The 12,135-nt window shown below is 39.7% G+C and carries 8 protein-coding genes and 5 tRNA genes; all 13 read right to left on the bottom strand.

What is annotated here, in order from left to right:
• Positions 1-27: 27 nt before the first annotated feature.
• The 13 genes from LQ50_RS10490 to LQ50_RS10430 all read right to left on the bottom strand — a co-directional run bounded on the left by LQ50_RS10490 (position 28) and on the right by LQ50_RS10430 (position 12,114).
• Positions 28-1,494: a M23 family metallopeptidase gene (locus tag LQ50_RS10490; RefSeq protein ID WP_034628919.1), complete on the bottom strand. Its 1,467-nt coding sequence runs from the start codon at positions 1,492-1,494 to the stop codon at positions 28-30.
• Between the two features lie 244 nt (positions 1,495-1,738).
• Positions 1,739-1,811: transfer RNA gene (locus LQ50_RS10485), tRNA-Thr, on the bottom strand.
• An 11-nt stretch (positions 1,812-1,822) separates the two neighbouring features.
• Positions 1,823-1,898, bottom strand: a tRNA-Phe gene (locus LQ50_RS10480).
• Positions 1,899-1,918: 20 nt separating this feature from the next.
• Positions 1,919-1,995, bottom strand: a tRNA-Asp gene (locus LQ50_RS10475).
• A gap of 18 nt (positions 1,996-2,013) precedes the next feature.
• Positions 2,014-2,088 (bottom strand) — tRNA-Glu (locus tag LQ50_RS10470).
• 13 nt (positions 2,089-2,101) lie between these two features.
• Positions 2,102-2,177, bottom strand: a tRNA-Lys gene (locus LQ50_RS10465).
• Between the two features lie 394 nt (positions 2,178-2,571).
• Positions 2,572-3,858 (bottom strand): adenylosuccinate synthase, encoded by a 1,287-nt coding sequence (locus LQ50_RS10460; protein ID WP_034628918.1) that lies wholly within the window; start codon positions 3,856-3,858, stop codon positions 2,572-2,574.
• A gap of 290 nt (positions 3,859-4,148) precedes the next feature.
• Complete coding sequence (gene dnaB, locus LQ50_RS10455; protein ID WP_034628917.1) at positions 4,149-5,513, bottom strand: replicative DNA helicase; 1,365 nt, start codon at positions 5,511-5,513, stop codon at positions 4,149-4,151.
• Between the two features lie 76 nt (positions 5,514-5,589).
• Complete coding sequence (gene rplI / locus LQ50_RS10450) at positions 5,590-6,036, bottom strand: 50S ribosomal protein L9 (protein ID WP_034628916.1); 447 nt, start codon at positions 6,034-6,036, stop codon at positions 5,590-5,592.
• A 2-nt stretch (positions 6,037-6,038) separates the two neighbouring features.
• The gene (locus LQ50_RS10445; protein ID WP_034628915.1) at positions 6,039-8,003 is read right to left on the bottom strand and encodes a DHH family phosphoesterase; all 1,965 of its coding nucleotides are present in this window, start codon (positions 8,001-8,003) and stop codon (positions 6,039-6,041) included.
• Positions 8,004-8,014: 11 nt separating this feature from the next.
• Positions 8,015-8,950 (bottom strand): YybS family protein, encoded by a 936-nt coding sequence (locus LQ50_RS10440; RefSeq protein WP_034628913.1) that lies wholly within the window; start codon positions 8,948-8,950, stop codon positions 8,015-8,017.
• A gap of 218 nt (positions 8,951-9,168) precedes the next feature.
• Complete coding sequence (gntK, locus tag LQ50_RS10435; RefSeq protein ID WP_034628912.1) at positions 9,169-10,710, bottom strand: gluconokinase; 1,542 nt, start codon at positions 10,708-10,710, stop codon at positions 9,169-9,171.
• 60 nt (positions 10,711-10,770) lie between these two features.
• Positions 10,771-12,114 (bottom strand): GntP family permease, encoded by a 1,344-nt coding sequence (locus tag LQ50_RS10430; protein WP_034628910.1) that lies wholly within the window; start codon positions 12,112-12,114, stop codon positions 10,771-10,773.
• Between the last annotated feature and the right edge of the window lie 21 nt (positions 12,115-12,135).

The raw sequence follows: 12,135 nt of genomic DNA, 5'->3' as shown, positions 1-12,135 counted from the left end.
ACGCCCCTCAAACGGGAGCGTTTCTTATTAATAATTTAAATAATCCATTGGATTTTTCAACTGACCATTTTCATACACTTCAAAATGTAAATGAATTCCCGTAGAATTCCCTGTTTGCCCCATGACACCAATTTTCTGGCCTTTGGAGACCGTTTGACCAACACTCACATCGATGGAAGCAAGGTGAGCATATAATGTTTCCATGCCATTATTATGATTGATTCGCACAAGATTGCCGTAGCCACCTTGAGTGCCAGCAAAAGTAACAGTGCCATTATCAGCTGCTAAGATATTATAATTGCTCGGTCTAGCAATATCAATTCCACGATGGAACCGACCCCAACGATTTCCCTGATAACTAGAAATATAACCACCAACCGCTGGCCAGCCAAGTGTCCCTGATCCACGAGATGGAATCACTTTAGTACCCTTTGTAATGACTTTTTTTACAGGCTCTTTTGTCACTTTCTCAGAAAGAATTTCTCTCTTTGTCAGGCTGCCGTTTTCTTCTGTCACTTCATATTCAAGTACTTGTACACCAGCTTGCCCTTCTTGTGTTACTTTTTGGTCGCCCTTAAACATGGAGTCATCTTCTCTTACTTCTGTTTCATAAGGGATCTCTTCTTCTTGTTTTGTTACATAAGTAGAAAGAACTTTTACAACTGGCTTATAAGCTTTTACTTTCATCTCATCGCCAACTCGAATCACACTATCTGTATCTAATTCTGAATTTAATTCTAATAGCTCTGAAGTAGACAAGTCATGATCATTTGCAATGGTTCCTAATACGTCGCCCTCTTGGACGCTATAAGGCTGCTCTTCTAGAACACCTTTGTTTAGTTTTTCAATGGCATCACTAACAGTAACCACTTCATCTGGAAGAACGAGTACATTCTCCTCTGTAACCTCTTCAGTAAGAGTCACATCCATGATCTTCTTTTCTCCGACCTCTACCTGTTCATCTTCATTTCCATCGCTATCTAGAAATTGCTCATATTGATCTTCATCGATGTATTGTGTAATTAACAATTCCAACGCTTCCTCTGCTTCTTCCGTAGAAGCTAAGTAAACAACAGGTTTGTCATTTACGACTAAAGCAACAGCCTCTGCTTGAACAATGGCCTCGTCTTCTAACATTGTTAATACTTCCTCAATCTCATCTTCGTCCTCTTTATTAAAGACAAACTCTGGAACCACTCGAACATTTTCCCCTACAGCTATCGACAAATCAGGGAATTTTTCTTCATGTTCCACTTCTAATTGATTCAAATATTCATAGATTGACTCATCATCTTCAATCACGCCAAGATAATCATCATCCACATAAATATGGTAGATTGTATGAACTGGTTGTTCATTTGCTTTAATTGTATTTGTTAAGGTAAAAACAACCATTAAAGCTAAAATAAACATTAAACATGTTTGTATAGCTTTCTTTTTGGGTATTTGGAATCGTAGATGCTGTTGATCGCTTTGATTTCTCTGAACTAACATTTTCTCCTCCTACTAAAAAAACAAACCTCTATGTAATAGAATGATATTTTTTGACAAAGTTCGCCAACCTTTTTAATTCTAGCATATTCTTATATTAAAAAAACCAAAAAATCAACCTGAAAACAGATTGTAATATGCCTGTCATATTTTTGGTCATTTTAGGGAATTTTGTCATTGTTAGTAATTCTATTTATTGCGCTAAAACAAAATAAAATCCGCATGGAAAATTCCACACGGATTAAAGTGCCGGCCAGAGGACTTGAACCCCCAACCTACTGATTACAAGTCAGTTGCTCTACCAATTGAGCTAGGCCGGCAAAAATAAAAATGGTGGCTCAGGACGGAATCGAACCGCCGACACATGGATTTTCAGTCCATTGCTCTACCGACTGAGCTACTGAGCCACAAACATAATGAAATTATATGGCGGTCCGGACGGGACTCGAACCCGCGACCTCCTGCGTGACAGGCAGGCATTCTAACCAACTGAACTACCGGACCAATATAATTTATTTGAAATGGTGACCCGTACGGGATTCGAACCCGTGTTACCGCCGTGAAAGGGCGGTGTCTTAACCGCTTGACCAACGGGCCACTTTTAAAAAAGTGGTGAGCCATGAAGGACTCGAACCTTCGACCCTCTGATTAAAAGTCAGATGCTCTACCAACTGAGCTAATGGCTCTTGCTGTTATTTCAAAGATGTATTTCATGTTGCTTACGGACGATGTTTCGCTCCGCCGTCTTCATCATCGCTTGTCTTTCCCTTAGCGACAAGATTTATAATATCATGGTAACTTTTCTAATGCAAGTGTTTTTCTAAAAAAATTAAAAGTGTTTTTTTGCCGGATTTTTGTAGTAGACCTTTCGACAAAATGAAAGGGTGCCGATTTTCTTTGCACCCTTTTATTTTGATTGGGGCAACTGCCCTTCTCTGTATTCTGTGCGATCATGTTGATGGCTCCACTCGCTGCACGCCTTTTATGAGAAACCCACTCATAAAAGTCTCAAAACACAGCAGCGGCTCCGCTCATCGCTTCGTTTAATAACAAAGGGAAGACCGCCCTTTGTTATTAAACTTATGCAAAGACTCCGCGTACAAGGTTTGTTTGGTTGCGGTCTGGTCCTACGGAGAAGACCGTTAACGGGATACCTGTTAGTTGTGATACACGCTCAATATAGTGACGTGCATTAACCGGAAGTTCATTTAGTGTTTTCACGCCAGTAATATCTTCTTCCCAACCAGGAAGCTCTTCGTATACAGGCTCGCACTCTGCAAGAACTTTTAAGCTTGCAGGGAATTCTTCCATCACTTCTCCACGGTATTTATAAGCTGTACAAATTTTTAATGTTTTAATGCCTGTTAATACATCAATTGAGTTTAGTGAAAGATCTGTGATCCCACTTACGCGACGTGCGTGACGTACAACAACACTGTCAAACCAACCTACACGACGTGGACGTCCAGTAGTTGTACCGTATTCATTACCGACTTCACGAATGGTGTCGCCAATTTCATCATGTAATTCTGTTGGGAATGGACCGTCACCTACACGAGTTGTATATGCCTTTGATACACCAACGACATGATTGATTTTTGAAGGTCCTACCCCCGAACCGATCGCTACTCCACCAGCAATTGGGTTGGAAGACGTCACAAACGGGTATGTACCTTGGTCGATATCAAGCATTACCCCTTGAGCACCTTCAAATAAAACACGACGACCTTCGTCTAAAGCATCATTTAAAACAACTGATGTATCACATACATACTGAGCAATTTGTTGACCATACTCGAAGTATTCATCAAGGATTTCTTCTTTTGTGAACCCGTCTACTTCATAATACTTTTCAAAAAGGCGGTTTTTCTCTTGAAGGTTGCGCTCTAATTTCTCTTCAAATACTTCTTTATCTAATAGATCAGCGATTCGAATCCCAATACGAGCAGCTTTATCCATATAAGCTGGACCAATTCCTTTTTTCGTTGTACCAATCTTATTGGCACCTTTACGCTCTTCTTCAACAATATCTAATTTCAAGTGATACGGAAGAATAACGTGCGCACGGTTACTAATACGAAGGTTGCTTGTATCAACATTACGCTCATGCAAATAAGCTAATTCTTCAACAAGTGCTTTTGGATCTATAACCATTCCGTTACCGATCACACAAGCTTTATCTTTATAGAAAATCCCAGAAGGAATTAAATGAAGTTTGTATTTCTTCCCGTCAAAAACAATCGTATGTCCTGCGTTATTACCACCTTGGTAACGAGCAACCACTTCTGCTTTCTCTGAAAGATAATCTGTAATCTTTCCTTTTCCTTCGTCGCCCCATTGTGTACCTACAACAACAACTGATGACATGTGATGCACCTCCACCTTCACTACTGTATCTACATAATTATTTTAACTATTTCCAAAGCCATTGATAAGTATACCAACTCAGAAAACATGCGTCAATGCGAAACACGAACGTTCAAAATTAGTTTTTATTCATTTGTTCGTTTTAGTTGCACTATTTGATATAGTAAAAAAGTTTATATTATATAATAAACAAAAAAAGACTGTTAACCTAATTGGGATTAACAATCTTTTGACTAGTATGTTTTGGATTAACGTCATAGCCAGCCTTGTGCGGATCTTGGTTGAAATGGTTATGCTCCTGGTGGCATATTGCTTTCGTCGTGACGTCGTTCTAAGTTAACGAATTTATTATATTCTTTTACAAAGGCTAGTTCTACTGTCCCAACCGGACCGTTCCGTTGCTTAGCGATAATAATTTCGATAATGTTTTGATTTTCTGTTTCCTTATCGTAGTAATCATCACGATACAAGAATGCAACGATATCGGCATCTTGCTCGATACTTCCCGATTCACGAATATCTGACATCATCGGGCGCTTATCTTGACGTGATTCTACTCCACGAGAAAGCTGTGAAAGAGCAATAACAGGTACTTCAAGCTCACGGGCAATCTGTTTTAGCGTACGGGAAATTTCCGATACTTCCTGCTGCCTGTTTTCACCTGATTTGCCGTTTCCTTGAATAAGCTGCAAGTAGTCAATCATGATCATACCTAAGCCATGTTCTTGCTTTAGTCTCCGGCATTTTGCACGAATATCATTGACCTTTACGCCTGGTGTATCATCAATGTAAATACCCGCTTTAGCAAGGCTGCCCATTGCCATCGTTAGCTTCTGCCAGTCATCTGACGTAAGTGCACCCGTTCTCATCCGCTGTGCATCAATATTTCCTTCAGCACAAAGCATACGTTGAACAAGTTGACTTGCCCCCATCTCTAAACTAAAGATGGCCACATTTTCTCCTGCTCTTGTTGCGACATTTTGTGAAATGTTTAGGGCAAATGCTGTTTTACCCACGGATGGACGAGCAGCAACAATAATTAAATCATTGCGCTGGAATCCAGCCGTCATCCGGTCTAATTCTACGAACCCCGTTGGAATCCCGGTGATTTCACCTGAATGATTTTGCAATTCTTCAATCTTATCATATGTTTCGATGAGTACATCTTTAATCGAAATAAATGCACTCGTGTTTTTTCGTTGTGATACGTCTAAGATGGTTTTTTCTGCTTCTGTTAAAATCGTATCGACTTCTTCTTCACTTGCATACCCATCTGCAGCAATATTTGTTGCTACCTTTATCAATCTGCGTAATACAGATTTTTCTTCCACAATTCTACTATAATAATCGACATTGGCTGCCGTTGGTACTGCATTCGCTAAATCCCCTAAATACGCAACTCCGCCAATCTCTTCTAACCATTTCCGGTCCTGTAGCTCTGAAGTTACGGTAACAAGATCGACAGGCTCACCTTTTTCTGCAAGATCAAGCATTACCTGATACACGCGTTGATGAGATGCACGATAAAAATCATCTGGTAATAACCGTTCTGAAGCTGTAACAAGCGCTTCATCCGCTAAGAAAATAGCACCTAAGACTGCTTGCTCTGCTTCAATATTCTGAGGTGGTGTACGATCTGCAAACAAGTCACTCATGCTCTCTCTCCTCTCCTAGATTAACGATTGTCATTGCATAGAGGGTGTCCATTCCTAGGACACCCTCATCAAACACTTATTTTTCCTCAACAACATGCACTTTCACAGTTGCAATTACTTCTGGATGGATCTTAATTGGGACATTTGTGTAGCCTAATGCACGAATTGGATCATCAAGCATAATTTTGCGCTTGTCCACTTTTTTCTTCATTTTCTTTAATGTTTCCGCAATTTGCTTTGTCGAAATCGCACCGAATAAGCGTCCACCTTCACCTGATTTAGCTTTAATTTCAATCGTTAACGCCTCTAGCTCTTCTTTATACGCTTTTGCTTGATCAAGTTCCTCATCCGCTTTTTTCTGTTGGCTCTTTTTTTGTGCTTCTAGGTTTTTTAAATTCCCTTGAGTAGCTTCAACAGCTAATTGATTCGGAATCAAATAGTTTCTTGCATACCCTTCTGAAACATTTTTTGTTTCCCCTTTTTTTCCTTTGCCTTTCACATCTGCTAAAAAGATAACTTTCATAATTATTTTCCCCCTTCTAAGTAATCATCTATAGCATGTTGTAATTGTTCTTTTGCTTCAGTCATTGCCACACCCTCTAGTTGTGTAGCAGCGTTATTCAAATGCCCTCCACCATTCATTCTCTCCATGACTAGTTGGACATTTACGTCTCCTAAAGAACGAGCACTTATGCTAATCATGCCATCCTTTCGTTTAGAAATAACGAATGATGCAACGATCCCTTTCATCGTGAGCAAGGTATCTGCGGCTTGAGCAATAATAATTTGACTATATGTTTCTTCTTCACCAGCTGTCGCAATGGCAATCCCATTGCGATAAAATTCGGCACTTTCTACTAATTTAGCACGCTTTACATAATGGTCCAAGTCCTCTTTTAAAAGACGTTGAACGAGCGAGGTATCTGCGCCATTCGAACGTAAAAAGGATGCAGCGTCAAATGTACGTGCGCCCGTTCTTACCGCAAAGCTCTTCGTATCAACAATAATCCCAGCTAAAAGTGCCGTTGCCTCTAACCGGTCCATCTTCAACTTTTTCGGTTGGTATTCTAACAACTCCGTTACCAACTCTGCTGTTGAAGAGGCATATGGCTCCATATAAACAAGGACTGGGTCTTTTATAAATTCCTCGCCGCGACGATGATGATCTAGAACAATAATGCGTTCTACCTTCCCTAGCAATGCCTCTTCCATGACTAAAGATGGCTTATGTGTATCAACGACAATTAATAATGTATCTGGTGTGATTTGATCTAACGCTTCCGTTGGCGTAATAAATTTCGACCATAAATCATCATGGTCTTCCACTTCTTCCATCAGCTTTTGAACATCATGATTAATGTCATTAGGGTCTAAGATAATAAACCCTTCTGTTTCATTTACTTCCGCTATCTTTTGCACACCAATGGCTGCTCCTACCGCATCCATGTCAGGATTTTTATGACCCATAATAAACACTTGTTCACTTTCTAAAACGAAATCTCGCAGCGCATGTGAAATCACACGCGCTCTCACTCTTGTCCGTTTTTCTAGTGCATTGGATTTCCCACCGTAAAACGTTACTTTCCCGTTCTTTCTTTTAATAGCAACTTGATCGCCGCCTCGTCCCAATGCCAAGTCTAAACTAGATTGAGCTAGCAACCCTAGCTCTCTTAAAGAATCTTCTCCAGTCCCTACTCCAATACTTAATGTAATAGGTACCTTCTCTTTTCCTGTTAACTCACGGATTTGGTCAAGAATATCAAAGCGATTCTTCTCGATCTCTTTTAACACTTTTACATTCATAATCGCAATGAATTTATCGGATGCCGTACGACGTAAAAAGATTTGTTTTTCATTTGCCCAATTGTTCAATGTCAATGTCACCTGGCTCATTAAACGACTACGCAGTTGATCTTCCATTCCTTGCGTTACTTCATCATAATTATCTAGAAAAATAAATGCGACAACTGTTTGTGTTTCTTCAAAGAGCACTTTTACTTCTTCTTTCTCGGTTACATCTAAGAAATAAATGAGTCGTTCATCCGCCTCAATGGATACATGAAAAACCAAATCACCAATTTTAATTGTTTCATTTTTCACACCATCATCCAACAAAGTTTGAAGCTCTTCACTCACTTCTTCAATTTGTTTACCGATGACATCTGTCACAATCACAGAAGATACATACGGATTAGCCCATTGAATTTTCTGGTCTTCATTATAGAGCATAATCCCAATAGGCATCTTCGTTACAGCATCTTCGCCAGCTTTTGATACCCTATATGAGAGGGTCATAATATATTTCTCTAAGTCGCGTTCAAAGTAGATTCTAGCTTGAATTGTATAAATGGCAATGGCTCCTAATATTAAGAATCCAATTACTCCAAGTTGCCATTGATACCAAGTTAGTATACTAACAAACAAAAATGCTGCGACAAATAAAGTTATAATATGGTAGCCGTGCCACCGTTTCAATAAAAACTTTGGCATAATGTCAGCTCCTACTTTTTCTGGTCTGAAATACGCTTTCGTAAATCAAAACCTAAATCAATGATTCCAATGATTCGAACGATATACAATAATGGTGGCACCAAAATTGCGCCAATAAGAATAAGAACAGGAACGACGGTTGTTACCTTCTTTTGATAGAAATAATAGAACATCACTGCAAATCCTTGAATGGCAATAATGATTTCAAGCAACGGGAACAAATTCCAAATGACCATAAACATCGTTGTTCCTTCCTCAGCTCCAACCATCGCAAGAATTAAAATGATTAAATAATACCAAAGAAAGGCTTTTGGAAAACTCCATTCCCGAAAAGGAGGCAACGGACTTACCTTATGACCAAGCCTTTTCAAAAGTAAATAGCTAATAAGCTTTGTAATTAATCCAAGAGTAATCCCTATTCCAACAATCATCACAGGAGCCAAATAAACAAGATTGTCTATTAATTCAAATGCTTGCTCAAGTTGGTCACCAGATTGTCCAAAAGAACCTAATGTCGACTGAGCTAATTCCATTTGCTCTCTCGTTAAATCAATTGCCATTTGCATTGGGTTTTCCCCAATTATGAGAACAAGACCTAAGAATAGGAGTAGCGCATTCAAGGTATAAACCAAACCAGCTCCGATTAAAACGCCAAACCCCGACAACTTCCTACGGTAAAGTTCCCCAACAATGATCCCTCCACTACCAAACATGAAGGCTGTTGGAATCGTCACCAACCCACCAATAATAAAAGCTAAAAAGAAGGCCACAACCCACAACAATAAGCCTGCTTTTAGACCTCTTCGATACGTATATACAACAAACGGCAATGGCAATGCCCACACCGTTATCATGCCCAAAAGCGGGACATAAGTAGTAATAACTAAAAGTATTGCAAACAAAGAAGCAAGTAACGCCCCTTCTGTTAATACTCTTGTATTTTTCATAATACACCTCGTCTTCAACTAATAACGCTTTCTAATTCAATCAAATGATCCTTGATCTATTTTAGCGCACTTACTCTTAAAATTAAAGCACCGACTCTAATCCGGCTAGATCCAAGCAGCGAATCATGACAACTCTTTGACATTCCTTAAGAACGTATACAGACAAAAACAAAAGAAAAACAGAGCTATGCTAGCCCTGCCTTCTTAAAAATGGTACATCATTTATTTTTGGACCTTTCTTGAAATCCTGCTATGACTTCGTATTCTTTCTCTAATAATCTCGGAAGTCTAATAAATATAGGCATTAATTCTCGATAAGCTTTTGTAGCTTCTGCATTAGGCTGATGAGTGTGAATCGCTCCAACCATTGATTCTACCTCTTCTAATGAGGAAATTTCCCCTCTGCCATACATTCCAAGAACAACCGCTCCTAAACATGAACTTTCAAAGCTTTCAGGGATGGTCACCTCTTGGTCAAAAACATCAGCTAACATCTGTCTCCACATGACTGAACGAGCAAATCCACCTGTTGCTTGAACTCGTTTAGGTGTACCAATCAGCTCTTCAAGCGCAAGAAGTACACTATATAAATTCATCATTATTCCTTCTAAAACGGCTCGAATCATATGCTCTTTTTTGTGATGCATCCCTAGTCCAAAGAAAGAACCGCGAGCATTGGCATTCCAAAGAGGTGCTCTTTCTCCTGTCATATACGGATGAAAAATTAATCCATCAGATCCAGCAGGGACCTTTTGTGCTATATTTGTCAACATTTCATAAGGATCTATCCCTAACCGTTTAGCTGTCTCTACTTCACCGTTTGCTAGTTCCTCTTTAACCCAACGAAAGATCATTCCGCCGTTATTAACAGGTCCTCCTATAACCCAATGCTCGTCAGTAAGGGCATAGCAAAACGTTCTTCCTTTTGGATCTGTGACAGGCCTATCTGTCACTGCTCTGATCGCTCCACTCGTACCAATCGTCACAGCAACTACACCTTTCTCAATGGCATTTACACCTAGATTAGATAGCACTCCATCACTAGCTCCAATGACAAATGGGGTGTTCTCTGACAGACCGGTTATTTCTTGATATGTTTTCTTTAGCCCTATTACACTCTTTGTTGTAGGAAGGGGCTTAGATAATTGATCTCTTGTGACTCCGGCAATCGCCAAGGCTTCTTCATCCCAATCTAGGTTCTCTAAGTGAAATAAGCCCGTAGCTGAGGCAATCGAGTAATCAATCACATATGTACCAAATAAACGATAAAACACATACTCCTTAATCGAAATAAATTTGTTCTCAGTTTGAAATAATTCGGGGTGTTCGTGCTTTAACCACACCATCTTCACAAATGGAGACATGGGGTGTATCGGCGTCCCTGTACGTAAGTAAATCTCATGACCATTATATTCATTTTTCACTTTCTCTACATACTTTGCGCTCCGATTATCAGCCCATGTTATCGAATTTGTTACTGGTTTTCCATCACGATCAACAACAATTAAACTATGCATAGCTGAACTAAATGAAACAAAACCAACATCACTTCCTGAGACGGTTGCCTCTTTTAAGCAATGTTTAATCGCTTTTAGGACAGCTTGAAAAATTTCTTCAGGATCCTGCTCCGCTACAGCTGGTTCAGGTGTATAAAGTGGATATTCAACTCCAAAGCGACTGATTGATTTCCCTGCCTCATTAAACAAAACTGCTTTTGTGCTTGTTGTGCCAATATCGACACCGATCATATATTTAGCCATTATGTAACTCCCCAATCAAGAAAGGGGAATACCACACTCCGGTTTCCCCTTTTTATTGTTTTAAATAATAAACATCCCAAGAATAAGCGCTACAGTTAACCCAACTAGCCCTATAAGCGTTTCCATTACAGTCCATGTTTTTAATGTATCTTTTACGGTTAATCCAAAATAGCGACCAACTAACCAGAAACCAGAGTCATTAACATGTGACAGCACGGTTGCTCCAGAAGCAATAGCGATAACCATTAACCCTAAAACCGGTCCTTCAAGGTTTAATATGGAAATCAACGGAGCCATCAATCCAGCTGCTGTTACCATTGAAACCGTAGCGGAACCTTGTGCTACTCGAACAGCTGCAGCAATTAAGAAAGCCAGTAAAAGCGGCGGTAAATTAGAGCCGGCCATCATCGTACCTAGAACATCACCTACACCAGAATCAATTAACACTTGTTTAAATACCCCACCAGCTCCTGTTACGAGAATAATAATCCCCGCAGGCTCCAATGCTTTATTTGCAATATCATGCACCTCTTGACGTGAATACCCTCTCTTCGTACCAAGAAAAGTAAATGTAAGCAATGTCGCAATCGTTAAAGCAACAAACGGATGTCCTAGGAAGGTAAAGATTTGTCTAGCAATATGCCCTTCCTCTAAGAGAAACCCTGAAAACGTATTTAATAAAATTAAAACTAATGGTGTTAAGATAATAGCAGAAATAAGTTTAAAACTTGGTAGCTCTTTATCGTACTCTACTTCTTCTAAATTCATGTAATCTGGGACAACTATGTGCAATCTTTTCGAAATATATTTAGCAAATAACGGACCTGATATAATCATCGCCGGTACACCAGCAATCGCACCAAATAAGATAACCCAACCAATTTCAGCTCCAATTAAATCAGCAACAGCAATGGGTCCTGGGGTTGGCGGGATAAAACTATGAGTAACAGCCAATCCGGCCAATAATGGAATGCCATAATACAATAAGGATTTTCCCGTTTTCTTCGCTAATCCGTATACAATCGGAACTAAGATAATAAAACCAACATCAAAGAATACAGGAATGGCTACAAGAAACCCTGTAATCCCTAGTGCCCACTGAGCTCTTCCTTCTCCAAACTTTTGAATCATTGTTCTAGCTAAACGTTCAGCTCCACCGGAGACTTCTAGCATTTGACCAAACATCGCCCCTAAACCAACGACGACAGCGACGAATCCGAGTGTACCTCCCATACCACTTTGCATTGACTCAACGACTTCATTTAGCGGCATCCCAGCTAGAATCCCAACGATCAAACTAACTAATAGCAAAGCAACAAACGCATGCAGCTTTGTACGAATGACTAGGAATAAAAGAAGAAATATTCCCGCCAGTGCTATAAGAATTAATAATTGATTAGTCATGTTAGCTTCACTCCGTTTCTA

Source organism: Halalkalibacter okhensis (genome assembly GCF_000787375.1).
GTDB lineage: Bacteria > Bacillota > Bacilli > Bacillales > Bacillaceae_D > Halalkalibacter > Halalkalibacter okhensis.
Note: the sequence above shows the minus strand (reverse complement) of the source record. Positions and strands in the feature narration are given on the sequence as shown.

Excerpts from the sequence above, each read along its gene's own strand:
- LQ50_RS10490 (WP_034628919.1), bottom strand. The coding sequence starts at position 1,494 with ATGTTAGTTCAGAGAAATCAAAGCGATCAACAGCATCTACGATTCCAA.
- LQ50_RS10460 (WP_034628918.1), bottom strand. The coding sequence starts at position 3,858 with ATGTCATCAGTTGTTGTTGTAGGTACACAATGGGGCGACGAAGGAAAA.
- dnaB (WP_034628917.1), bottom strand. The coding sequence starts at position 5,513 with ATGAGTGACTTGTTTGCAGATCGTACACCACCTCAGAATATTGAAGCA.
- rplI (WP_034628916.1), bottom strand. The coding sequence starts at position 6,036 with ATGAAAGTTATCTTTTTAGCAGATGTGAAAGGCAAAGGAAAAAAAGGG.
- LQ50_RS10445 (WP_034628915.1), bottom strand. The coding sequence starts at position 8,003 with ATGCCAAAGTTTTTATTGAAACGGTGGCACGGCTACCATATTATAACT.
- LQ50_RS10440 (WP_034628913.1), bottom strand. The coding sequence starts at position 8,950 with ATGAAAAATACAAGAGTATTAACAGAAGGGGCGTTACTTGCTTCTTTG.
- gntK (WP_034628912.1), bottom strand. The coding sequence starts at position 10,710 with ATGGCTAAATATATGATCGGTGTCGATATTGGCACAACAAGCACAAAA.
- LQ50_RS10430 (WP_034628910.1), bottom strand. The coding sequence starts at position 12,114 with ATGACTAATCAATTATTAATTCTTATAGCACTGGCGGGAATATTTCTT.